General features: G+C 72.2%; 17 protein-coding genes, 1 tRNA gene and 1 pseudogene. 9 read left to right on the plus strand and 10 right to left on the minus strand.

Going from position 1 to position 22,986, the window contains the following annotated elements:
• Nucleotides 1-29 precede the first annotated feature (29 nt).
• Nucleotides 30-428, minus strand: a complete 399-nt coding sequence (locus ACGF8A_RS06985; protein ID WP_393105037.1) for a winged helix-turn-helix transcriptional regulator — start codon at nt 426-428, stop codon at nt 30-32.
• Between ACGF8A_RS06985 and ACGF8A_RS06990 the strand changes: the two are divergent.
• Nucleotides 427-1,289, plus strand: a pseudogene (locus tag ACGF8A_RS06990) (SDR family oxidoreductase). The gene ACGF8A_RS06985 and the pseudogene ACGF8A_RS06990 sit on opposite strands and share 2 nt — an antisense overlap.
• Before the next feature lie 103 nt (nt 1,290-1,392).
• Here ACGF8A_RS06990 and ACGF8A_RS06995 read toward each other — a convergent pair.
• The 3 genes from ACGF8A_RS06995 to ACGF8A_RS07005 all read right to left on the minus strand — a co-directional run bounded on the left by ACGF8A_RS06995 (nt 1,393) and on the right by ACGF8A_RS07005 (nt 2,449).
• Complete coding sequence (locus ACGF8A_RS06995; RefSeq protein WP_393105039.1) at nt 1,393-1,644, minus strand: hypothetical protein; 252 nt, start codon at nt 1,642-1,644, stop codon at nt 1,393-1,395.
• Nucleotides 1,641-2,114 carry a hypothetical protein gene (locus ACGF8A_RS07000; RefSeq protein ID WP_393105041.1) on the minus strand — a complete coding sequence of 158 codons (474 nt, stop codon included), beginning with the start codon at nt 2,112-2,114 and terminating at the stop codon, nt 1,641-1,643. The genes ACGF8A_RS06995 and ACGF8A_RS07000 overlap by 4 nt, the downstream gene beginning before the upstream one ends.
• 259 nt (nt 2,115-2,373) lie before the next feature.
• Nucleotides 2,374-2,449: transfer RNA gene (locus tag ACGF8A_RS07005), tRNA-Arg, on the minus strand.
• 321 nt (nt 2,450-2,770) lie between these two features.
• On the opposite strand from ACGF8A_RS07005, the gene ACGF8A_RS07010 reads away from it, so the two are divergent.
• From ACGF8A_RS07010 to ACGF8A_RS07040, 7 genes are all read left to right on the plus strand, one after another.
• Entirely contained in the window at nt 2,771-4,378 is a 1,608-nt protein-coding gene (locus ACGF8A_RS07010) for a dynamin family protein (RefSeq protein WP_393105043.1), read from the plus strand.
• 1,416 nt (nt 4,379-5,794) lie between these two features.
• Entirely contained in the window at nt 5,795-7,552 is a 1,758-nt protein-coding gene (locus ACGF8A_RS07015) for a GTPase (RefSeq protein WP_393105045.1), read from the plus strand.
• A gap of 397 nt (nt 7,553-7,949) precedes the next feature.
• Complete coding sequence (locus ACGF8A_RS07020) at nt 7,950-8,435, plus strand: single-stranded DNA-binding protein (RefSeq protein ID WP_393105047.1); 486 nt, start codon at nt 7,950-7,952, stop codon at nt 8,433-8,435.
• A gap of 246 nt (nt 8,436-8,681) precedes the next feature.
• Entirely contained in the window at nt 8,682-10,094 is a 1,413-nt protein-coding gene (locus ACGF8A_RS07025; RefSeq protein ID WP_393105049.1) for a Cys-Gln thioester bond-forming surface protein, read from the plus strand.
• 280 nt (nt 10,095-10,374) lie between these two features.
• Nucleotides 10,375-12,039: an energy-dependent translational throttle protein EttA gene (ettA, locus tag ACGF8A_RS07030; protein ID WP_393105051.1), complete on the plus strand. Its 1,665-nt coding sequence runs from the start codon at nt 10,375-10,377 to the stop codon at nt 12,037-12,039.
• Between the two features lie 4 nt (nt 12,040-12,043).
• A complete protein-coding gene (locus tag ACGF8A_RS07035) occupies nt 12,044-12,454 on the plus strand; it encodes an acyl-CoA thioesterase (RefSeq protein WP_393105053.1) in 411 nt (136 codons plus the stop codon).
• Nucleotides 12,451-13,128 (plus strand): hypothetical protein, encoded by a 678-nt coding sequence (locus ACGF8A_RS07040; protein ID WP_393105055.1) that lies wholly within the window; start codon nt 12,451-12,453, stop codon nt 13,126-13,128. Before ACGF8A_RS07035 ends, ACGF8A_RS07040 begins: the two co-directional genes overlap by 4 nt.
• 27 nt (nt 13,129-13,155) lie before the next feature.
• Here the strand turns inward: ACGF8A_RS07040 and ACGF8A_RS07045 are convergent, their stop codons facing one another.
• Nucleotides 13,156-13,560 carry a globin gene (locus ACGF8A_RS07045; protein ID WP_393105057.1) on the minus strand — a complete coding sequence of 135 codons (405 nt, stop codon included), beginning with the start codon at nt 13,558-13,560 and terminating at the stop codon, nt 13,156-13,158.
• A gap of 105 nt (nt 13,561-13,665) precedes the next feature.
• Between ACGF8A_RS07045 and ACGF8A_RS07050 the strand changes: the two genes are divergently transcribed.
• A complete protein-coding gene (locus tag ACGF8A_RS07050) occupies nt 13,666-14,652 on the plus strand; it encodes a methyltransferase domain-containing protein (RefSeq protein ID WP_393105059.1) in 987 nt (328 codons plus the stop codon).
• A 20-nt stretch (nt 14,653-14,672) separates the two neighbouring features.
• Here the strand turns inward: ACGF8A_RS07050 and ACGF8A_RS07055 are convergent, their stop codons facing one another.
• The 5 genes from ACGF8A_RS07055 to ACGF8A_RS07075 all read right to left on the minus strand — a co-directional run bounded on the left by ACGF8A_RS07055 (nt 14,673) and on the right by ACGF8A_RS07075 (nt 22,969).
• Nucleotides 14,673-16,238: an FHA domain-containing protein gene (locus tag ACGF8A_RS07055; protein WP_393105061.1), complete on the minus strand. Its 1,566-nt coding sequence runs from the start codon at nt 16,236-16,238 to the stop codon at nt 14,673-14,675.
• A gap of 82 nt (nt 16,239-16,320) precedes the next feature.
• Complete coding sequence (locus ACGF8A_RS07060; RefSeq protein ID WP_393105063.1) at nt 16,321-17,667, minus strand: VWA domain-containing protein; 1,347 nt, start codon at nt 17,665-17,667, stop codon at nt 16,321-16,323.
• 107 nt (nt 17,668-17,774) lie between these two features.
• Complete coding sequence (locus ACGF8A_RS07065; RefSeq protein WP_393105065.1) at nt 17,775-19,088, minus strand: protein phosphatase 2C domain-containing protein; 1,314 nt, start codon at nt 19,086-19,088, stop codon at nt 17,775-17,777.
• Nucleotides 19,089-19,091: 3 nt separating this feature from the next.
• The gene (locus tag ACGF8A_RS07070; RefSeq protein WP_393105067.1) at nt 19,092-21,629 is read right to left on the minus strand and encodes a tetratricopeptide repeat protein; all 2,538 of its coding nucleotides are present in this window, start codon (nt 21,627-21,629) and stop codon (nt 19,092-19,094) included.
• Nucleotides 21,626-22,969, minus strand: a complete 1,344-nt coding sequence (locus tag ACGF8A_RS07075; RefSeq protein WP_393105069.1) for a hypothetical protein — start codon at nt 22,967-22,969, stop codon at nt 21,626-21,628. Before ACGF8A_RS07075 ends, ACGF8A_RS07070 begins: the two co-directional genes overlap by 4 nt.
• Nucleotides 22,970-22,986 lie beyond the last annotated feature (17 nt).

Here is a 22,986-nt window from a genome sequence, read left to right on the forward strand (position 1 = left end):
CGGGCAGGGTAACGGTGATCATCTACGGATCACCCTTTTTGAACAGGCACTTCACCGTCGAACTGTCGCCGGGCCCGCTCCACCTCGGCCAGGTTCTCGGCGGACCAGCGGGAGAGCGCGGCGAAGACGGGGGCGAGGGTGCGGCCGAGTGCGCTGATCTCGTACTCCACCCGGGGCGGTACCTCCGGGTGATACGTGCGGATCACCAGCCCGTCACGCTCCATCTGACGCAGGCGCTGGGTGAGGACCTTCGGTGTGATGGTGCCGACGGTGCGCTGGAGCTCGACGAAGCGCTGACGGCCGTACTCGTTGAGGGTCCAGAGGATCGGTGTGGTCCACCGGCTGAAGACGATGTCCAGCACGGGGGAAATGGGGCAGGCGAGCTCCGGTCCGCTCCGCTGCCCGGCCTCACGGGCGACGCCTCCCATGGTTCCCTCCGGGGTGGTCACTGGGATGCTGAGGGCATTCAGGGTCGGCCGCCCACTGGTCGACGCTCTCGCGGCGGCGGGCAGCGGCGCGACCGCCGTCACACGGAGCCCGCTGCCGTACGCCCTCCCGCCCGGCGCCGTCCATCAACGCGCGGACCTTGCGGATCCGTCGAGCCTGCGCCCGGCTCTGGAGGGGCGGATGCGCTCTTCCTCCTGGTGACCGGAAGCCTTCTCACGGGCGGCCCGGCCGCCGAGGACCTGCTGAGGACAACGGAATCGGCCGGTGTACGGGGCGGGTGGTCCTCCTCTCCTCCCAGGTGACGGGCACCCGCCCGGAGGCCGTCTCGCACGCCCGGCTGCGGGAGTTCGAGGAGGCGGTGCGCGCCCGGGGCCGCGAGTGGACGATCCTGCGCCCGGCGGGTTTCGCCTCGAACGCCTTCGCCTGGGCCGGGACGGTCCGGGCCACCCGCACGGTGATCGCTCCCTTCGGGGACGTGGCACTGCCGGTGGTGGACCCCGCGGACATCGCGGAGGGTGGCCTCAGTGGCGCTCCGCGAGGACGGCCACACGGGCCGCACCTACGAACTCACGGGCCCGGCCGGTGTCTCGCCACGCCGGCAGGCTCAGGAGCTCGGGGACGCGGTCGGGGAGGAGGTCCACTTCGTGGAACTGACGCGCGAACAGGCACACGAGCAGATGGTGCGGTTCATGGCGCCGGCGGTGGTGGAGGGCACGCTCGACGTCCTGGGCGAACCACTGCCGGAGGAACGCCGGGTGAGCCCGGACGTCCAGACCGTCCTCGGCCGCCCCGCGGGCTCGTTCGCGGGGTGGGCGGCGCGCCATGCGGGGGCCTTCGGCTGAGGGGCCGGGCGGGGCGGGGCGGGCCGCCGGGCCGACGCTCGTCAGGCCCGCTGCGTTCCTCAGGCCCTAGGGCTCCTCACGCCCCTCACGCCCCTCGTGCCCCTCATGCCCCTCGTGCCCCTCCGGGATTCTTCCCCGCCCTCTTCGGCACCCACTTCAGGCAGCACCAGCGGGCAACCGTGGCCACGGCGAGGGAGGCGAGAACGGCTCCCCAGTCGATGACGTGCGGCAGCCCTGGGAAGAAGGCGAAGAACGCGAGAGTTCCGACGAGCCCCACGAGGAACACGGCACCCCCGACCCACCGCCGCGCTTCCCCTGCCTTGCCCGAGCTCTGCCCCTGTTCCTGCTCGATCATGAACGGCTCACTTCGTGATGAGGTGGCATTGACTCACACGCCGCACGCCGTTGACGTAGAGGCGGGCGCATGCTTTTCCATAACGAGGCAGGGTCTGTCTGCGGAGGGTTGGTCCGCAGAGGGTCGATCTTGCACTCGCTGTGGGTCTTGCCGCGCGCTGTGCGGTAGGTGCGGTTACTGGTGTCGGCGTATGTGAAGTCGATACGCCAGTTGCAGAAACCACTGTTCAGAGCGGCTACGAAGGCACAGTCGGCACCGGCGTTCCGGTAGGTGATCTTCCGGCCGCTGCCGCGGAGGACGTGGGTGAACATGCAGCCGGTCGGGACCTTCATGGTCATGCCGCCGACGCTGTACTGGAAGGTGCGCACGGGAGTCGATCCGATCGCCCCGGCGTGCGCGGCGGAAGTCGTGCCAAGGATGACGGCTCCTGCGGCGGCCAATGCTGTGACGAGGCGCCCGATGTGGTGCATGACCCGGGTGGCCCCTTCTGATGATCTCCTGATGAGTACCCGGGGTAACGCGTTCAGTGGATGCAGGTTTGCAGGTCTTCGGTTGATTCACTGCTCTGAGCGATCGCGGCAGTGCCGGCTGACCTGCAGGAACGTTCATGGCTGCCGGAATTTGCGGTGGCCATCCCTGGGGTGCTACGGGTCGGCAGACCTTGTCCTGTCAGGGCATCGACAGCCCTTGCGGACAGCAGAAAGCCCTCCCGGCGGGGAGGGCGGAGACTGGCGCCCCCGGCAGGACTCGAACCTGCGGCCAAGCGCTTAGAAGGCGCCTGCTCTATCCACTGAGCTACGGGGGCCGGGTGTGTGGCCTCTGTCGTGGGTGCCCGGGTGTGGGCCGATCCGTGACGTCGCCGGGGACAAGGATAGGGCTCCCGGATCCTTGACCCTGTTGCTTCGCCTCCGTGGCTCGATGTGGAGGTTCGGTGAAGCGGTCCTGATAATCGCAGGCAGGTACGAATCGTGCATCGCTTTTGACGCCTCGCGCGCCGGGTGTTGTGCACTCGTTATGCCTGGACTGTGTCCGTGTCCCAGTCGCCCCTTCCGTCCCTTGTGTTCCATCGGCGCGCAGACATGCCCATATGCTTCAGATATCACGTAAAATTGGGCATTCTTCGCATGTGGTGACCTTGGACGTACGGCCTCAGCTGCTCGACGCACTCTCCGCGCTGCGCGACCGCGTCGCCGCCGCACGCTTCCCGCTTCCTCTGGCGGGCGCTCCACGCGCGCGTGCCAACCGCGACGAACTGCTCGCCCAGCTCGACGACTATTTGGTGCCCCGCCTGAGAGAGCCCGAAGCGCCGTTGCTGGCCGTCGTGGGAGGCTCCACCGGCGCGGGAAAGTCGACCCTCGTCAACTCACTCGTCGGCCGCAGAGTGAGCGAGGCCGGCGTTCTGCGGCCCACCACCCGGACCCCGGTACTGGTCTGCCATCCGGAGGACCATCACTGGTTCAGCGGCATGCGCGTCCTGCCCGACCTCGCGCGCGTGTGGGTGCCCCACCGCGAGGCCGACGACGAGCTGATGCTGCCCGGCGACAACCCCACGCGCGTGTTGCGCATCGAGACCGCCGAGACCCTGCCACGTGGCGTCGCGCTTCTCGACGCGCCCGACATCGACTCCCTGGTCGCCGACAACCGCACCCTCGCCGCCGAGCTGATCTGCGCCGCCGACATCTGGGTCATGGTCACCACGGCCGCCCGGTACGCCGACGCGGTCCCGTGGCATCTGCTGCGCACGGCCAAGGAGTACGACGCCACCCTGGTCACCGTTCTCGACCGTGTCCCCCACCAGGTGGTCTCCGAGGTCTCCCGGCAGTACGCGGCCCTGCTGACCAAGGCCGGCCTCGGCGACGTACCCCGCTTCACCGTGCCCGAGCTGCCCGAGTCCGCCTGGGGCGGCGGCCTGCTCCCGGCCACCGCCGTGGCGCCACTGCGCACCTGGCTCGTCCAGCAGGCACAGGACCCCGCGACCCGCCGGCACACCATGGCCCGTACGGCTTTCGGTGTCCTTGCCTCGCTCAAGTCCCGGATGCCCGAACTGGCCGGCGCGGCAGCCGCCCAGTACGCCGCCGCCCTCCGGCTCACCTCCGCCGTCGACCTCGCCTACGACAGCGAGCACGCGCGCGTACGAGGGCGTCTGCAGTCCGGCGCCGTGCTCGCCGGGGACGCCCTGAAGCGCTGGCGGGCCTTTCCCCTCGACTGCAAGGCCGGTGAGCTTCTCGACGCGCTCGTGGAGAGCCTCAGCGCGCTCCTGCTGTGCGCCGTGACCGCCGCCGACGAACGCGTCGACGAGTCGTGGCGGCGTGAACCGGCGGCGCGCGCTCCCGAGCTCGCGGAGCGCGAGGAGTCCCCGGAGAACGCCGAGCACCGCATCGGGATGGCGGTGCGGCGGTGGCGGCGCGAGGTCGAGGAGTACGCCGAGGACGAGGTCCGCACCCTCGACCGCGGTGTCGCGCCGGATCCCGAGGTGATCGCCGCCCTTGTCGTGACCGCGTTGCTGGGTGGCCGACGGGCCCGTTCCGCCGGCGAAGGGCTCGCCGAGCGGCTCGGTGCGCACGGGGCGCTGCGGCTGCGCGACCGGGGCGGTCGGCTGCTCACCGACTGCGTGGACCGGGTTCTGCACAACGAACGCGAGCGCCGTCTCGCGCCGCTCGACGCCCTCGACGTCCATCCCGAACCGCAGGCCGAACTCATCGCCGCGTTGTCCGTACTGCAGAAGGAGAGGTGACCGGTGACTGCTGTCACTGACCAGGACCACACGGCGCACGCCGATCCCGAGCAACCGGAAAGGCCGGAACGGATGGAATGGGCGGAGAAGGCGGAGGGGTCAGAGAGGGCAGAGATGCTGGAGGGTCAGGAGAAGCCAGAGGGGCGAGGGGGGCAGGAGGGCCAGGGCCAAGAGGGCCAAGAGGGCCTGGAGGGGCATGAGAGGTGGAAGGTGCAAGAGGGGGTTTTGGGGCAGGGGAGGCTTGAGTGGTGGAAGGGGTTGGACAGGCCCGAGTTGCGGGACGGGGCAGCGCGGTCAGAGGTCGTGTCCAAGGAGCCGACGGGGTCAGAGGCATCGCAGGGGCCGGAGGGAGCTATGGCGCCGGAGGGCGCGGGCGCCGAGGCCGGCGCCGGGGTGGAGAGTGAGGACGGGCGGCCGGACGAGTGGTCGTTCGAGCGTTCTGATCAGGTGGTTGGTCACGGGGCTGATCAAGGGGCATGGCGCGCCGACTCCGACGGGCGTGATCTTGACGGGGGCACATATGAGGTCCCTGGCTTCGCGGGCCCCGCTCCTGAGCACGCGGCCTCTGAGAGCCCGGCCCCCGATCGAGCCGCCCCCGGTCGCCCCACCCTCGATGGCTCCACTCCTGAGAGCCTCGCCCGGGACAGCTCAGCCCCTGAGAGCCCCGGTCTCGAGAGTCCCGTAGCGGCCGCCCCGGAGAGTCCCGCTCGGGGCCCCGTCCTTAAGAGTCCAGCAACAGAGGGATGGGCCGTCGGCGATCCGGACTCTGTGGAGCGTGATTCCGAAAAAGGCACCATTGGGCGGGATTCGGGAAAAACCTCCCCGGAGGCGGACCTTTCCGAAAAGGCTCCCTCGGAGGAGAGCGCCGATTCCGGAAACGACGCAAAGGGTGCCACGGAGGACGGCGGCTCGGAAAAGGACCCCTCCACCGGCAAAAGGGACTCGTCCTGGAGGACGGATTGGGCGAGCGGCGCCTTTCGGCGGCCCTGGAAGGCGTTGCGCAAGGTGGGTGACCCCGCGACGGGGGAGCAGCGCGGTGCCGTGGCGGAGGAGGACGACGGGCACGCGCGCGTAAGGGACCGTTTCCGCCGGGACAGCGAGGGGCGTCGCGAGGACGGGCCTCGCCGTGAGGGCCGAAAGGACCGCCCGCGTCGCGAGGACGGTCCAGGGCGGGATGACGCCCCGAGCCGCAACCGCACCACCCGTCGCACCCCCGACCCCTCCGGCCGCGAAGGCACCACGGGTCGCGCCAAGTCCTCCCGCCGCGACGACGGCACAGGTCGTGCCGGCACAGCACGCCGCGACGGTACAGGTCGTACCGACACCGCTCGCCGCGACAGCACCACCGGGCGTGCCGGCACGTCGGGCCGCGACGACCGCACGCGCCTTGCCGGCGCCCCCGTGCACGTCCGTCCCGTGCAACGCAACGACACCCCCCGCCGCGACGTCCCCTCCCGGCGCCGGGATTCCGAGGACTCCTGGGACGACGGGCTGATCGCGCGCCGGGTGACCGAGGCGACCGGCGGCGAGCAGGCCGCCGTGGTGGAGACCCGGCCGAGCGGGCCACAGAGCGCGGCGCCGCTGGCGTACGACGGTCCGTTGCGGTCGCGGCTGGACGCCATGCGCGAACTGGTGGGGCTGTCGCGGACCAGGCTCGACAGCAAGACGCTCGCCGAGGCGGGCCGGGTGCTGGACGAGGCCGCGGCGCGGCGCAAGCTCTCCGGGCAGCACACCGTCGTCGCCATCGCGGGCGCGAGCGGCAGCGGCAAGTCGCAGTTGTTCAACGCCCTCGCGGGGGTGGCCATTTCGGAGACCGGTGTACGCCGGCCCACCACGGCCGCGCCCATCGCGTGCAGTTGGAGCGACGGCGCGGCGACCCTCATCGACCGGCTCGGAATCCCGGGCCGGCTGCGCCGGCGCCCGTTGCAGAGCCCGGAGGCGGAGGAACAGCTGCGCGGACTCGTCCTGGTGGATCTGCCCGACCTCGACTCCGCCGCCGTGCAACACCGCGAACAGGCCGAGCGGCTTCTGGACCTCGTGGACGCCGTCATCTGGGTGGTGGATCCGGAAAAGTACGCCGACGCCGTCCTCCACGAGCGCTATCTGCGGCCCATGGCCGGGCACGCGGAGGTCATGTTCGTGGTCCTCAACCAGGTCGACCGGCTCCCCGGGGAGGCGGCCGACCAGGTGCTGGACGATCTGCGGCGGCTGCTCGACGAGGACGGGATCCCCCTGGGTGAGTTCGGCGAACCGGGCGCGACCGTGCTCGCGCTCTCCGCGCTCACCGGCGAGGGCATCGGGGAACTTCGCGAGACACTCGGACAGTTCGTGACGGAGCGGGGTGCCGCGGCGCGGCGTGTCTCCGCCGACCTCGATGCCGCCGCGGCACGGCTGTGGCCCGTCTACGCCACCCGGCGGCGCACGGGGCTCAGTGAGCAGGCGCGCGACGAGTTCTCGGCGCGGCTGGCGGACGCCGTGGGGGCCACCGCCGCCGGCGAGGCGGCCGAACGTGCCTGGCTGCGCAACGCCAACCGTGCGTGCGGGACGCCTTGGCTGCGGCTGTGGCGGTGGCTCCAGGACCGGAGCGAACTTCCCACGGGCCGGATTTCGTTGCGCGCGCAGGCCGATGAGCAGGCCACCGCGCGGCAGCGGGTGGAGCAGGCGGTGCGTACGGTGGCCGACCGGGCGTCGGCGGGGCTGCCCGCGCCCTGGGCGCAAGCGGTGCGGGAGGCCGCCGTGCGCGGGTCTCAGGGCTTGCCAGAGGCGCTCGACGAGCTGGCGGCGCGGGCCGGGCTGCCCCCGGGGCGGCCGCCCCGGCCGGGCTGGTGGCCGGCCGCGGTGCTGGTGCAGGCGGCCATGACGCTCGTTCAGATTGTGGGCGGACTGTGGCTGGTGGGGCAGATCGCCGGGGTCATGGCACCGAATCTCGGGGTGCCGGTGCTGCTGATGCTCTCCGGGATCGTCGGCGGCCCGCTCGTGGAGTGGAGCTGCAAACTCGCGGCGCGGGGGCCGTCCCGGCGCTACGGGCAGGAGGCGGAGCGGCGACTGCGGGAGGCGGCGGCCGGATGCGGGCGGGCGCGGGTGCTCGATCCGGTGGCCGCAGAGCTGCTGCGGTACCGGGAGGTACGGGAGCAGTACGCGCGGGTTCTGGGGACGGGGGCGGGGGTCGGTTAGGACGCCGGCTCGGCGGATCATGGCTTGCCGGGCGCACGCCGTTGCCCTGCTGCCCGTTGCCCTGCTGTCCGTTGTCCGCTGTCTGCCGTCCCCTGTCTGCCGTCCGGCCGTCTGTCGAAGGACCTTCCTCGCAGGTGTCCCTCTAACGGGTGGCGGAGTTTTCCACAGGCCCAGGCGTCGTCCACAGCGCTCGGCGGGCTCGGCCCGGCGGAGGCACTCTGGCTTCGCGGCGATCGCGAGGACGCGGTCGTCACGGCGATCGCCAGGAAGGGGTCGTCACGGCGGTGGCGGTACGCGGACGAGCGCGGCCGCCGCCGGCAGACGCAGCCGTACGGGACGGACCCGTGCGCGTGTCCGCCCGGTGCGTGTGGCCGGGCGGGGGAGGGATACGACGACCATGAACGAGACGATGGTGTGTGCCGTGGGGAACGTGGCGACGCAGCCGGTCTACCGGGAGCTGGCGGCCGGACCGTCGGCACGGTTCCGGCTGGCGGTGACGGCCCGGTACTGGGACCGGGAGAAGAACGCCTGGACGGACGGGCACACCAACTTCTTCACCGTGTGGGCCAATCGGCAGCTCGCCACCAACGCGGCGGCCTCCCTGGGCGTCGGCGATCCCGTCGTCGTTCAGGGCCGGTTGAAGGTCCGCACGGATGTGCGCGAGGGGCAGAGCTGGACCTCGGCCGACATCGACGCCGTGGCGATCGGCCACGATCTGGCTCGGGGCACCTCGGCGTTCCGGCGGGGGAGCGTCAAGGGCGAGGCGGTGGTCAGCGGTTCTCCGCAGCAGCATGAGCCCGTGTGGGAGACACCTCCTGGAGGGGAGGCCGGGGATGGCACGGCCGACGCGGAGTCCCAACGGCAGGCGGAGGTCGCGGCGTAGGGCTGCCCGAACTGCGGCTTATCGGCAAACCGGCACCGGGTCGACCTCGGTGGATTTGTCGATAAGCCGTGTTCGTGGCGGGTCCCGGCGATAACGATTGCGAGTCGGATCCCCGGTCCGACGGGATCGCTGGGAAGCCTGGTGTGTCCGCATCCCTAGGATGCCGAACATGGCTCTTGTGGCTTGAGATTCTGCTGGTGGGACCGTACCCCCCACGTCAACGGGTCCTGCTCGAAGGGGAATTCTGTGTTTTCTTCGTTCTCCGCACTGTCCGTGTGCGGGCGAGGCGCAGCCCGCCTCGCCGCTGTGACGCTGGCGTCCGGACTGGCTGCCGGCGCCGTCCTCGTGGCGGTCGGCCCTGCCGCGGCAGGCACCTCGCCCGCGCAGCCCCAGGGCGGAGCGACCGCCACCATAGGCGGCCTGAAGACGTACGGAGCGGCGGTGGTGCACTCCGACGAGGGTGACCTGGAGATCTCGGCAGGTCTGTTCGAAATGTCCGTCGAGGGCGGCGGCATGCTGCAGACCTACTGCGTGGACATCCACAACCCCACGCAGAAGGACGCCAAGTACCACGAGACGCCTTGGAGCGGCACGTCGTTGGGGGCCAACGACGACTCCGGTCGCATCCGCTGGATTCTGCAGCACTCCTACCCGCAGGTGAACGACCTCGCGTCGCTGGCGAAGAAGGCGGGCGTGCGGGGCGGCCTGAGCGAGCAGGACGCGGCGGCCGGCACGCAGGTGGCCATCTGGCGGTACTCGGACGCCGTGGACGTGGAGGCCGTCGACCCCGAGGCCGAGAAGCTCGCGGACTACCTGGAGAAGAACGCCCGTGACGTGGCGGAACCCCAGGCGTCGCTGACACTCGACCCGCCGGCTCTCTCCGGCCACCCGGGCGGACTGCTCGGCCCGGTGACGGTGGACACCGACGCGGAGAGCGTGACGGTGACCCCTCCGGCCGACGCCGCGGCGAGGGGTGTGCGGATCGTCGGCAGGGACGGCAAGGACGCCACGACGGTGAAGGACGGCAGCGAGTTGTTCTTCCTGGTGCCGGAGGACACCGCGGACGGCTCGGCAGAGCTGACCGTGCACGCCTCCACGACGGTGCCGGTCGGCCGCGCCTTCGCCTCCGAGACCAGAAGCCAGACGCAGATCCTGGCCGGTTCCAGCGAGTCGACGGTGACGGCGACGGCGGGTGCGAACTGGGCGAAGAAAGGCGCGGTACCCGCACTGTCCGCGACGGAGAACTGCGCCGCGGGCGGCGTGGACATCACGGCTGTCAACGAGGGTGACGAGGCGTTCACCTTCGAGGTGATGGACACCGGGTACTCCATCGCGCCCGGTGAGACCCGCACGGTGACCGTCCCGCTCCAGGAGGACCAGGCGTACGACTTCACCATCACCGGTCCCGGCGACTACGAGAAGCGCTTCACCGGCGTCCTCGACTGCCGTACCCAGGCCGCAGAGGCGTCCGATGCCGGCGAATCGACCCAGATCCTCACCCAGCCGAGCCCGGCGACGATCGGCAGTACCTCGGCGGACGTCAACCTCGCAGCGACCGGCAGCTCCGACACGACCCCGGCGATCGCGGGCGTGGCCATCGGCCTGGTGGTGATCGGCGGGGCGGCACTGACCCTGGTCCGCAGGAGGAAGCAGCGCTGACCCGCCGGGCAGTTCCCGGCAGGGTCGTTCACACGGCGCCGCGGCACGCACTGACAACGAAGGCGACTCATTTCGCCAGCCCAGCTGGGCCGTCGCTTGGCCGGGCGAGGGCGATCGAGGCTGACAAGGACGACCGAAGGTGACAGCCGGGTGGAAGCCGCCATCCAAGAAACCCCAGGTCAGAGACTCTCTGCCTAACGCGTTTCCTCACAGGGGTGGCGGTACGGCAAGATGGGGTGTATCTGCCCACTGCCAGATTCAAGCTGCCGGACGGTTTCTCTTGGCTGAGTTCATTTACACCATGCGCAAGGCGCGCAAAGCGCACGGCGACAAGGTGATCCTCGACGATGTCACCCTGAACTTCCTGCCGGGGGCGAAGATCGGCGTCGTCGGTCCGAACGGCGCCGGTAAGTCGACCGTGCTGAAGATCATGGCCGGGCTGGAGCAGCCCTCCAACGGTGACGCGTTCCTGTCGCCGGGCTACAGCGTCGGCATCCTGATGCAGGAGCCCACGCTCAACGAGGAGAAGACGGTCCTGGAGAACGTCCAGGAGGGTGTCGCCGAGATCAAGGGCAAGCTCGACCGGTTCAACGAGATCGCCGAGCAGATGGCGACCGACTACTCGGACGCGTTGCTCGACGAGATGGGCAAGCTCCAGGAGGAGCTGGACCACGCCAACGCGTGGGACCTCGACGCCCAGCTCGAGCAGGCCATGGACGCCCTGGGCTGCCCGCCCGGCGACTGGCCCGTGGTCAACCTCTCCGGTGGTGAGAAGCGCCGCGTCGCGCTCTGCAAGCTGCTGCTGGAAGCGCCCGACCTGCTGCTCCTCGACGAGCCCACCAACCACCTCGACGCCGAGTCCGTGAACTGGCTGGAGCAGCACCTCGCCAAGTACGCGGGCACCGTCGTGGCCATCACCCACGACCGGTACTTCCTGGACAACGTCGCCGAGTGGATCCTCGAACTCGACCGCGGCCGCGCCTACCCGTACGAGGGCAACTACTCCACGTACCTGGAGACCAAGCAGACCCGTCTGAAGGTCGAGGGGCAGAAGGACGCCAAGCGGGCGAAGCGGCTGAAGGAGGAACTCGAATGGGTTCGCTCCAACGCCAAGGGGCGCCAGGCCAAGTCCAAGGCGCGTCTGGCCCGGTACGAGGAGATGGCCGCCGAGGCCGAGAAGATGCGGAAGCTGGACTTCGAGGAGATCCAGATCCCGCCGGGGCCGCGGCTCGGCAACATCGTCGTCGAGGTCAACAACCTCAACAAGGCCTTCGGTGACAAGGTCCTCATCGACGACCTCAGCTTCACCCTGCCGCGCAACGGCATCGTGGGCGTCATCGGCCCCAACGGCGCCGGCAAGACCACGCTCTTCAAGATGATCCAGGGCCTGGAGGCACCCGACTCCGGCACGATCAAGGTCGGCGACACCGTCAAGATCTCGTACGTCGACCAGAGCCGCGAGAACATCGACCCGAAGAAGACGCTGTGGGCCGTCGTCTCCGACGAGCTGGACTACATCAACGTCGGGCAGGTCGAGATGCCGTCGCGGGCGTATGTCTCCGCGTTCGGGTTCAAGGGTCCGGACCAGCAGAAGCCGGCCGGTGTCCTGTCCGGCGGTGAGCGCAACCGGCTGAACCTCGCGCTCACCCTCAAGCAGGGCGGCAACCTGCTGCTCCTCGACGAGCCGACCAACGACCTCGACGTCGAGACCCTCTCCAGCCTGGAGAACGCGCTGCTGGAGTTCCCCGGCTGCGCCGTGGTCGTCTCCCACGACCGGTGGTTCCTCGACCGTGTCGCCACGCACATCCTCGCCTACGAGGGTGAGTCCAAGTGGTTCTGGTTCGAGGGCAACTTCGAGTCGTACGAGAAGAACAAGATCGAGAGGCTCGGTGCGGACGCCGCCCGTCCGCACCGCGCCACCTACAAGAAGCTGACCCGGGGCTGATCTCTTGCGGCACATCTACCGCTGCCCGCTGCGCTGGGCGGACATGGACGCGTACGGCCACGTCAACAACGTGGTGTTCCTCCGGTACCTGGAGGAAGCCCGTATCGACTTCCTGTTCCGCCCGGACAAGGAGTTCAAGCAGGGGTCCGTGGTGGCGCGCCATGAGATCGACTACAAGCGGCAGCTCGTCCACCGGCACGCCCCGGTGGACGTCGAGCTGTGGGTCACGGAGATCAGGGCCGCCTCCTTCACCCTCACCTACGAGGTGAAGGACGGCGAGCAGATCTACGTACGGGCCTCGACGGTGATCGTGCCGTTCGACTTCGAGGCGCAGCGGCCGCGCCGGATCACCGGGGAGGAACGCGAGTTCCTCGAGGGCTACATGGATGACGCGGAGGAGGCCGTCGCCGCATGACGGTGCTCCACCTCGCCGACGAGGGGGAGGCGGCGGACCTCGCGGCCTTCCTCTCCCGGCTGCTCCACTACGACCGTGGGGCGGCGGTGCGCCTGCAGGCCGCGGGCACCGCGCTCGCCGTCTTCGGCCGGCCGCCCTCCTTCGAGGTGCTGGCGATCCGGGCGGTGCGGCTGGCCAAGCCGTACGAGGACGGGCTGGACGTCACCCTCGACGTGACGGTGTCCGCCGGTGAGCTGCTGGAGTCCGTGGACGAGAAGGCGGCGACGGCGGCCGTTCCGGCAGCGGTGACCGGGCCACCGTGGGCGGGGGTGCTGCCCCCGCGTGGTGGCTGGCGGCCGGAGCGTGGTCTGCCGGGGGCGAAGAGCCTGCTGGCGATGGTCGCCGCCGTGGTGACCGAATTCCGGGCGCGTACGGAGGAACTGCCACCGGAAGGCCGTACCCGGGCCGAACTCGACCGGCTGGGCCGGGAGATCTGGTCCCGGACCGTCGGGAACACCCCCCTGCCCGTGCGGGCCGTGCATGCCGCCCAGTCGCTGGGATTCCTGCGGCCCGCGGCCGGGGCCGGGGAGCTGGCGCTGTTCTCCTCGGGTGCCTGGCTGCGGCTGCGCACGCCGTACGGGTCGATCGCGGTGCGGCGTGCCGGGCTCGGGATGCTGGGCGTCAGCGTGCGCTGACGCCCGCGGGAGCGGGTGAGGACCCTCTCAGCCCGCGGTGTTCACCATCGAGGCCGCCGCGTACGTCAGGTACTTCCACAGCGTGTGCTCGTGTTCCTCGGACAGCCCCAGCTCGTCGACGGCGTCCCGCATGTGCTTCAGCCAGGCGTCGTGCGCGGCCCGGTCGACGGCGAAGGGCGCGTGCCGCATGCGCAGGCGGGGGTGGCCACGGTTCTCGCCGTACGTCGTCGGGCCGCCCCAGTACTGGATCAGGAACAGTGTGAGGCGCTCCTCGGCAGGGCCCAGGTCCTCCTCGGGGTACATCGGCCGCAGGATCGGGTCCTCGGCGACTCCCTGGTAGAAGCGGTGGACCAGGCGGCGGAAGGTCTCCTCCCCGCCGACCTGCTCGTAGAAGGTCTGCTCCTGAAGCGTGCCGCGCGGAATCTCATTCACCCGTCCATGCTCTCAGACGCGGGGGACCAGGACTCAAGGCCTAGGACCAGCCACCCCGCGGCCCGGGTACTCGCCTCGCGCTCCGAAGCGCAGCACAGTGGACGTATGGGCGCGCACGCACTCGACAGGGATCTGGAAGCTGTCGCCGCCGCGGCGCGGGCCGCGCTGGTGCGGGAGATCGACGCGAGCGGGGCGTGGGCCGCGGACCCGGTGTGGCGGGAGGCCTTCGCGGCGGTGCCCCGGCACCTCTTCGTGCCGTACTACTACGTGGGCGCCCTCGGCGGCTACGAGCGGCGCTGGGGCGAGAGTCCCGACCCGGAGGCCCGGGAGCGCTGGGTGCGCGGGGCCTACGACGACACCCCGCTGGCGACCCGGCTGCGGGACGGGGAGCTGGTCTCTTCCAGCAGCCAGCCTTCGCTGATGGCGATGATGCTCACCGAGTTGCGGGTGGAGGACGGCGACCGGGTGCTGGAGATCGGCGCGGGCACCGGCTACAACGCGGCGCTGCTCGCGCACCGGCTCGGCGACGGGGCTCTCGTCACCACCGTCGATCTGGAGCCGGAGATCACCGAGTCGGCCCGCCGGCATCTGGACGCCGCCGGGTACCGCCCGGTGGTCGTGACCCGCGACGGGGCGCGCGGGGTGCCCGAACGCGCTCCCTTCGACCGGATCATCGCGACCTGCGCGCTCGCGTCGATCCCGCCCGCGTGGCTCGCCCAGTGCCGTCCCGGCGGCCGGATCCTGACGCCGTTCGCCACCGGGCTGATCGCGCTGACCGTGCGGGACGCCGGGTACGCCGAGGGGCACTTCCTGCACACGCCCGCCTACTTCGTCCCGCTGCGCGGCACCGGGCGGTCCGGACAGGAGCCGGCGGGGCTGGGTGCGGTGCCGCGCCGTGGGCGGGAGCAGGAGCTCTTCCGGTTCCTGCTCGCCCTCACCCGCGGCAGCCTCGATCCGCAGGAGGCGTACGCGATGTGGGAGCGCGAGGGACGGCCCGGGCGGGAGCGGTACGGCATCACCGTGGCCGGCGGACGCGGGTGGGCGTGGCTGGACGAGCCGGAGGGGCCGTACGCCTGGCCCCTCCCCGCCTGAACCGTCGCCCGCCCGCCCCGTCAGCCGCGGCGGATCGTGATCGTCGTCCAGGCGCCCACGTGCACGCGGTCGCCGTCCTGGAGCTGCACGGGCACGAAGGGCTGGATCGGGTCCTCCGAGCCGTTCACCGTGGTGCCGTTGGTCGAGTTCTGGTCGACGACCGCCCAGCTGCCGTCCGGCTGCTGCACGAGCACCGCGTGCTGGTGCGAGACGCCCGGGTCCTCCGGCGGCACCGCCAGATCGATGTCGGGGGTGTCGCCGGTGGAGTGCCGGCGGCGGCCGATGGTGACCTGGTTGCCGGTGAGCGTGCGCTGCTGCTCCGGGGAGTACGCGGGCAGGTTCAGGCCCGCGGCCTCGGGGCCGGAGCGCTGCATCATCGCCATGAAGTACTCACGGTCGGGGCCGATGGTCGCCGTCCAGGTCGCCGGCCGCTGCGGGGCGGCGGGACCGGGCGGGGGTCCGGGCTGGTTACCGGGGTGCGGATAGCCGTAGCCGCCCGGCTGTCCGGGACCACCGGGCTGCCCCGGGACGCCCTGGCCGCCGGGGCCGGTGGAGGACGGCGGGGAGAGCACCCAGTCGTCGTCACCGCCGCCGAAGGGCGGGCCGCCGGGCTGTGGCCGGCCCGTCTCGTGCGGGAACGCGGGCGGGGCGGGCGGGCCGGACCGGTGGAAGGCCTGCGGGGCACCCGGGTGCGTACCGGGACCGTTGGGACCGCCGGGTCCCCCGGGACCGGCGTTCGGGGTCGGCCGGGGCGGTGGGGGAACCGGCCGTGACGGGTCGCCGCCGAAGCCGGAGGGGCCAGGCGCCCCGTGGCGCTCGTCCCCGAATCCGGGTGGGCCGGAGGGGCCGGGCCGCTCACCGAAGGCCGAGGGGCCGGGACCCCCGGGGCGTTCACCGAACGAGGGCGGGCCGGCAGGACCGGGACCGCCGGGACCCCCGGGGCGTTCACCGAACGAGGGCGGGCCGGAGGGACCAGGGCCCCCGTGGCGCTCGCCCCCGAATCCGGGCGGGCCGGAGGGGCCGGGCCGCTCACCGAAGGCGGACGGACCGGACGGACCGGAGGAATCGGGAGCCCCAGGGGCCCCACCGGCCCCCGGCCGCTCCCCACCGAAACCACCAGGCCCGAAAGCCCCGGAAGGCCCCCCGGTCTCGGCGCCGAACGGCGGCCCCGGCGGGATCGGCTCGGCCGGACGGTTCATCTGCGACGGACGCGAACTCTGGTACTCGTACGAGTCACCGCCCCCGAAGGACGGTGGCGGTCCGGACGGGCGCTGGAACTGCGGGGCCGGCGGGCGCGGTGCCGCGGGGGTGTACGAGGTCGCGGTGTTGGTCAGGAAGTTCCACCGGCACTCCTCGCAGAACGGTGCGCCGCCCTCGCGGGGCGTGCGGCACTGCGGGCAGAGCTCCGGCGGCGCTCCGGGCCGGCCGGTGTCCGGTCCGCCGGACGGGCCGGGCGGCGGAGGGAAGCCGTAGCCGCCGCCCGGGGGCGGCGGAGGGGGTGGAGGCACGGCACCCGCCATGCGGTGACCGCAGACCTCGCACCAGTCGTCGGAACCCGACTGGTGTCCGTTCGGGCAGGTCGGCATGTCGGCGCTTCCCCCTCTCCTGTTCCGGCCGTTTTGACCGGATTTCTCCAACCCCCGGGGGTCGGGCTCGCTTTGTTTCAGATCACTTCTTTACACGAACAGTCTTTGTCGACCTGGTTTCGAGTGTCATCTCGTCGGCCTCCGCGACCTTCGCCTTCAGTCGCACAGTACCTGTCGCCGCGTCGACCACGTCCACCACCTTCGCAAGGAGTTTCGCGGTGTCCGCGTTCCCGGAGGCTCCGGCGAGCTGAACGGCGCGGCCCAGTTTGGCCGTTGCTCCGTCGAAGTCTCCCACTTTGCGCAGCTCCAGCCCTTGCTGGATGACCTGTGCCAGTTCGGCCTGGCCGGTGTAGTGGGCGACCTGAGGGTTGATCGACGTCGAGGCGGCCATGTCGTCGGTCCACACGGCGCGTACCAGACCCTGGGCGCCGAGGTTCTGGGCGGTGCCGTCGGGCTGCGGGACCACCAGGGAGACGCGGGCGGCGAGCATCTCCTGGCCGAGGTGCGCGGCCGGGACCTCGACGCAGAGGTGGTAGTCACGGGACTCGTCTCCCCAGGAACCGGTGGGGTAGTCCCCGGCGCGTGGGCCCGCCTCGGTGCGGCGGCCGGTCAAGTCCTCCACGGTGGGGGCGACTTGCTTGACGAACCTGATCGCCGTGCCGACCGGGGTCCACAGGCGCAGGGCGACGTCCGCGACCTCCTTGCCCATCGCGGTCTCCATCAGCCGCGTGAAGTCGGCGGCGAGTCCGGCCGGGTCGGCGACGATGTCGGCGGTGCCGAGCAGGGCGGAGGCGATGCCTGTGACTTCTTTCACTTCCCAGTCGGTGCCCACGCCCCGGGCGTCGCAGGTGAAGCGCCCGGCACTTGCCTCCAGCGAGGTCCTGAGGTCCTGCGCAGACTCGTGCTCGTTGCGGCCGTCGGTGAGCAGGATGCCGTGCCGGATCGCCACGTCCGCCGAGGACAGCAGCCGGTCGGCGAGCCGCAGCCAGGTTCCGATCGCCGTACCGCCGCCGGCGGCGAGCCTGCGCAGTGCCCCTTTGGCCTGCTCGCGGGTGGTGGCGTCGGCGACGGCGAGCCGGCCGCCGCCCGGGTAGACCTCCTTGGCCACGTGCGTACCGCCGACCACCGCGAAGTGCACGCCGTCGCGCAGTGTGTCGATGGCGGCGGCGGTGGCGTCCCGGGCGTTGCGCATCTTGGTCGGCGGGTAGTCCATCGAACCCGAGCAGTCGACCATGATCGCCACGGCCGCCGACGGGCCCTGCCCCGGCGAGTACAGGTGAGGGGCCGCGACGGCGCTTCCGACGGTGCCGCCGCCGGTCGCGGTCACCGTGACGATCGCGTTGACCTCCCGGCCGCCTTCCGGGAGGTACTCGTTCTGGTACACGTCCACCGAGAACTGCGGCACGTTCGATTTCGAGAAGTTGGCCATACGTACTCAAATCCCCCTTGAACACCCCACGGGAGGTGGGGCGACGACGGAATCGCGGACCGGTCCCCTCCGGTCCGCCCAGCCTTCCCAGGCCTCCGCGCGCGGCCTCAGGCCGATCCTGCCCCCTGCGACGGTGCGGGGAACGGCAGGACGGCCACTGTTACGTTGTCGTGGCCCCCGCCGCCCAGGGCGTGACCGACGAGGACGCGGGCGCCGTGCAGCGGCCGGACCGCCGTGTCGGGCGGCAGGACGCCGGCCATCTCCTCGGCCGCCTCCGCGTAGTTCCACAGGCCGTCCGTGCACACCACCACCACGCCGGGGCGGTCGGGCTTGAAGGAAGCCGTGTGCGGCTCCAGTTCGTAGGCGTCCGCGCCGAGCCAGCCGGTGATGGCGTGGGCGCGCTCGTCGGCGTAGGCCTCGGCCTCGCTCATCAGGCCCGCGGCGACCATCTGCGCGGCCCAGGAGTCGTCCTCGGTGAGCCGGGCGGCCGGCGCGCCGCGGTCCACCGGGACCCAGTAGACGCGGCTGTCGCCGACCCAGCCGACCACCAGCAGACCGGCGGTGACCACGGCGCCGACCAGGGTGCAGGCGGGGGCGTTCTGGTGCGGCTGGTGCTCGCGGGCCGTGGCGGGTTCCTCAGCCAGCGCGTTGACCGCGTGCGAGGCGGCGACGATGGCGTCGTGCATGGCCTGCTGGGGGTGCGTCCCGCGCGGCAGGGCCGCCAGCAGCGACTCGCTGGCCGCGCGGGAGGCGGCCAGGGAGGCGTCGTCCGGCCGGGTCGCCGAGGAGACCCCGTCGCACACGACGGCGACCAGCGCCTCGGAGCCGTCGGGCAGCGCGGTGCGGCCGATGCCGAAGGCGTCCTCGTTGCGGTGGTGGCGCAGACCGCGGTCGCTGACCGCGGCCAGCGGCCCGGTCTCCTGCTCCATGTGGTCGCGTTCGCGCGGCTGGGCGTGCCCGCAGTTCTCGCAGTAGCCGTCGTGGTCGACGCGGCCCGCGCGGCAGGCCACACACACCGTCGCGGGGTCGGCGGACGCCGTGGCGTCGGCGGTGACACGCGGGTCCGGGGCCTGCAGGGCGTACTCCTCGGGCTCCGCCGGCCGGTCGAACCGCACGCCTGTCGCCGAGTGGCCGGGGGCGGCCGGGGGCAGGGGGGAGCCGCCCGGGTCCGTGCCCGGCAGGTCGGCCGGCAGATGCGTCGCGGGGGGTGGGCCGGAACTGCCCGGGCCGGCGGCGCCGGGCCGGCCGGAGGCCTGGGCGGCCGGTGCGGCCCCCGAGCCGTTCATGGTGAGGGTCGGGTTGTCGTCCGGCCGTGGCGGCACGGCGGACAGGTCGTATCCGCACGCACCGCAGAAACGGTCACCCGACTCGAGCGGTTCCTCGCAGCTCGGGCAGGCGGACAGCTGGGGCATCTGCGACATCAACTACACCCATGTCCGGGGGCGGTAACGGTTGGCACGTTCCACCAGGTCGATCCTCTCTTCGCCGCCCCGCGCCAGGCGGGCCAGCGTGCGGTACGAACGCTCCAGGCCGAAGCGCAGCCCGCGTTCGTCCAGGCCGCTGCCGAGCAGCGTCCGCCCCCCGGCGGTGTGAGGGGCAGAATCCTGGCCACCGGAGAGTATCCAGTCCAGGGCACTGCCGAGCACCTCCGTGGCCAACTGCTCCCGCCGGGTCGGGTCCAGACCGTACGCGTCCAGCGCCTCGACCTGCCCGGCGGCGGCGGTCAGATCCTCCAGGAAGGGTACGTCGCCGGGGGCGGCCGTCCGCTGCCGGAGCCGGGCCCGCACGGCGGCCACGCGGGCGGCCGTGTAGTGGATGGACGACTCCGGCACCGACTCCAGGGTACGCACGGCGCCGTGCCGGTCGCCGGTGGCGAGCTGGACGCGGGCCAGCCCGAACGCGGCGCTCACGAAGCCGGGGTCGGTCGTCCACACCAGGCGGTAGTACTCGGCGGCGTTGTCCAGCTGGCCGAGCACCTCCGCGCACAGGGCGAGGGCCAGCTTGGGAGCGGTCTCGCCGGGGAAGGCGTCGTAGATCGCGTCGAAGGCGAGGGCGGCGCCCTCGTGGTCGCCGGTGGCCAGCGCGGCCACCCCGCGGTACCAGACGACCCGCCAGTCGTCGGGTTGCTCCTCCTCCAGCGCGCGCAGGGCGTCCAGCGCGGCCTCGGAGTCGCCGCTCTCCAGCCACGCCCGGATCTGGCGGAGCCGGGTCTCCACCGAGGGAACGGGCGCGGCGGCGAGGGCGCCGAGCAGCTCGGCCGCCGCGGTGGCCATCAGCCCGGCCAGGAAACCGGCGTTGGGATCGCCCGGGTCGACGCGGGGCACGGGCAGGGCGAGGGCGGCGGCACCGGTGCCGACGGGCTTGACCACGCCGGTCCCGCCGGTGACGGCGTGCAGGGCGCCCCCGGCCGGGAGCGGCCCCCCGGCGGTGGTCCCGGTCACGGGCGTGGCCCGGCGTGCGGTCCCCACGCGTGCACCGAGCCGCGACACCTCGCCCGCCGAGCGCGGGAACAACTCCGTGTCCGTCACCCGTACTTCCGGTCCGAACAACGTCGAGAGCGCGGGCCGCGCCCGCCCCGTCTGCAGGGACACGACCTCCCGCAGCACGCCCGTCAGCTGCTCCGACATCTCCTGCGCGGAGGCGAACCGCCGGGCCGGGTCGGGGTCGGTGGCGCGGACCAGGAGCCGGTAGAACGACTCGTACTGCCGGAAGACCTCGATGTGGTCGGGGTCGGGCAGGGAGTCGGCGAACACGTTCGTGTAGCCCTGGAAGTCGAAGGTCAGGACGGCGAGCGTGCGGCCCACCGTGTAGAGGTCGGACGCCACCGACGGGCCGGCCTCCGCGACCTCCGGCGCCTGGTAGCCCACCGTGCCGTAGATCGCCGACTCGTCGTCGTCCATGCGGCGCACCGCGCCCATGTCGATCAGCTTGAGCTGGTCCTCGGTCTGGATGGCGTTGTCGACCTTGAAGTCGCAGTAGAGCAGATTGCGGCTGTGCAGGTGGCCGAGGGCCTCCAGCGCCTCGATGCCGTACGCGCACGCCTGCTCCACCGGCAGCGGGTCGCGCCGCCCCCCGGGCGTGCGGCGGGCGTTGGCGATCTCCTTGAGGGACTTGCCGCCGACGTACTCCATGACGATGTACCCGTCGAGGGAGCCGGTGCGCTGGTCGAGGTGCTCGACGAAGTTGTAGATCCGCACGATGTTGGCGTGCTCGATCTCCGCGAGGAACCGCCGCTCGGAGATCGCGGCGGCCATCGCGTCCTGGTCGCCGGTGTCCAGCAGGCCCTTGAGCACCACCCACCGGTCGGAGACCGCGCGGTCGACGGCGAGGTAGATCCAGCCCAGCCCGCCGTGCGCGAGGCAGCCCGCCACCTCGTACTGGCCGTGCACGATGTCGCCGGAGGTCAGCTTCGGCACGAACGAGTAGGGGTGCCCGCACTTGGTGCAGAAGCCCTCCGTGCGCCCGGGGCGGTCACCGCGGCCGCGGCCCACCGGCGCCCCGCAGTCCGACCGCGAGCAGAACCGCTTCCGCTCCGGCACCTCAGGGTTGTCCAGCACCATCGAGCGCGGGTCGGGCCGCGGCACCTGCGGCACCTGCACCAGGCCCGCGCCCAGCCGCCCGCGGGTCGAGGAGCCGGCGGTGGAGCCGGAGCTGCGCACCGAGACCGAGCGGTTCGAGGACCGGCCCGACAGCGAGCGGGAGAGGCGTCCCGACACGGAGCGCCGGGACTTGGACGACTGCGACGACGTACGGGAGCTGCCGCGGGAGCCTGAGCGGGAACTGCCGCTCGCCGCCGAGCCCTTGCCGCCACCGGTGGCACCGGTCGGCGGGGAGCCGACCATGCCGTTGGCGGACACCACCGGGGCCAGGCCGCAGGTGTCGCAGTACAGCTCACCGCCGCCGACGTCCTCGTAGCCGCCCCCGCAGCCCGGCCGCTGACAGCTGTGCTGTGCCTGACTCATGACGGCGACTCCCCCCGGCGCTCCTGGAACTCGGGCGGACCGCTCTGCTGCGGCACCCGCGGTGCGGTGCCCAGCACTTCGGCCGCCGCGTGCTGGTAGCGCAGCACGGCCTGCTCGGCGACCCGCAGGTCGCAGGGCGCGCTCCACAGCATCCGGCGGGCCGCGTCGTACCGCTCGATCAGCAGCGGGTCCTCCGCCAGGCCGTGCCGGGCGATCTTCGCCCTGTACGCGTCGAGCCGGCCGCGCAGCTCGGCGCGGACCGCGAGCGGCGCGGTGACCGCCGTCAACGACTCGCGGGCGCGAAGCAGTTCGTCCTCCGCCTTCTGCTCCAGGGACTCCAGGAGCGGGGACAGGCGGTGCCACTGGGCCTGCCTGCGGTACTCGGCGGCCGTCGCCAGCTGCTCCTGCAGCACGGTGGGCGGGCCGCCGACCACCGGCACCTCCGTGGCGGCGATCTTCGCGAGCACCTCCCCGCGCGCGGTGCGCGCCTCGGCGAGGGTGCGGTCCGCACGCGAGAGCACGTCCCGCAGCTTCACCAGCCGCTGCTCGGCGTCCTTGCGCACGGCGAGCACGGCGTCGATCTCCCGGCGCACCTCCTCCAGGGCGCGCGCCTCCCGGTCGTACACCTTGGTGTCCGGCCTGCCGCCGCCCGGTGCCGAACTTCCCTCGGCACGCAGCCAGAAGGCCAGCGGGTCGGACACCACCTGCTCGCGCAGCCGGGTCAGGGTGCGGGTGATGCGCTCCAGGTCGTCCCCCGCGGGATGCTCGCCGGGGCGCACGCCGACGGAGTGCGCGAGCCTGCGGGTGCGCTGGAGTTCGGCGGCGAGCAGATCGATCCGGGCGGGCAGCGCCGACCAGACCGCGTCGGCTGCCACGACCATGTCCAGCGCCCCGGCGTACAGCTCGTTCATCCGTTCCACGAGCGTGACCAGGGTGAATCTTTCGCTGAGCTTGCGCGAGCCGGGCAGCGTCGGCGCGTTCGCCGTCGCGGCGGCGCCGCCGGGAACCGTGACGGACTCGCCGCGCAGCAGGTCGGTCAGCTCCACCAGGTCCTCGCGGCTGGACCAGCGGCGGCGGGAGCGGATGTCACGGGCGGTGCGCAGCGCGTCGCTGTACGCGTCGAAGTACGCCCACAGCAGGGAGATCGACGCCTCCGTGGCCGCCCAGCGCTCCTTGGTGGTGCCGGTCAGCTCGGCGCCTTCGAGGAGGCGGCGGCCCGCGTGGTCCTGGAGGGCGAACAGCGAGGTCTCGATCGCCTCGTGCTCCGCGCCCAGCCGCGCCAGCGCACGGTCCACCTCGTCCCGGTCCATCGCAGGACCGGAGGCTCCCGTGCCGCCCATCGATCACCTCTCGTCTG

This window comes from Streptomyces sp. NPDC047706 (genome assembly GCF_043204795.1).
Taxonomy (GTDB): Bacteria; Actinomycetota; Actinomycetes; order Streptomycetales; family Streptomycetaceae; genus Streptomyces.

Bases quoted from the DNA above. Each gene is read 5' to 3' on its own strand.
- ACGF8A_RS06985 (WP_393105037.1), bottom strand. From the start codon at position 428: ATGGGAGGCGTCGCCCGTGAGGCCGGGCAGCGGAGCGGACCGGAGCTC.
- ACGF8A_RS06995 (WP_393105039.1), bottom strand. From the start codon at position 1,644: ATGATCGAGCAGGAACAGGGGCAGAGCTCGGGCAAGGCAGGGGAAGCG.
- ACGF8A_RS07000 (WP_393105041.1), bottom strand. From the start codon at position 2,114: ATGCACCACATCGGGCGCCTCGTCACAGCATTGGCCGCCGCAGGAGCC.
- ACGF8A_RS07020 (WP_393105047.1), top strand. From the start codon at position 7,950: ATGAACGAGACGATGGTGTGTGCCGTGGGGAACGTGGCGACGCAGCCG.
- ACGF8A_RS07040 (WP_393105055.1), top strand. From the start codon at position 12,451: ATGACGGTGCTCCACCTCGCCGACGAGGGGGAGGCGGCGGACCTCGCG.
- ACGF8A_RS07050 (WP_393105059.1), top strand. From the start codon at position 13,666: ATGGGCGCGCACGCACTCGACAGGGATCTGGAAGCTGTCGCCGCCGCG.
- ACGF8A_RS07055 (WP_393105061.1), bottom strand. From the start codon at position 16,238: ATGCCGACCTGCCCGAACGGACACCAGTCGGGTTCCGACGACTGGTGC.
- ACGF8A_RS07060 (WP_393105063.1), bottom strand. From the start codon at position 17,667: ATGGCCAACTTCTCGAAATCGAACGTGCCGCAGTTCTCGGTGGACGTG.
- ACGF8A_RS07065 (WP_393105065.1), bottom strand. From the start codon at position 19,088: ATGTCGCAGATGCCCCAGCTGTCCGCCTGCCCGAGCTGCGAGGAACCG.
- ACGF8A_RS07070 (WP_393105067.1), bottom strand. From the start codon at position 21,629: ATGAGTCAGGCACAGCACAGCTGTCAGCGGCCGGGCTGCGGGGGCGGC.
- ACGF8A_RS07075 (WP_393105069.1), bottom strand. From the start codon at position 22,969: ATGGGCGGCACGGGAGCCTCCGGTCCTGCGATGGACCGGGACGAGGTG.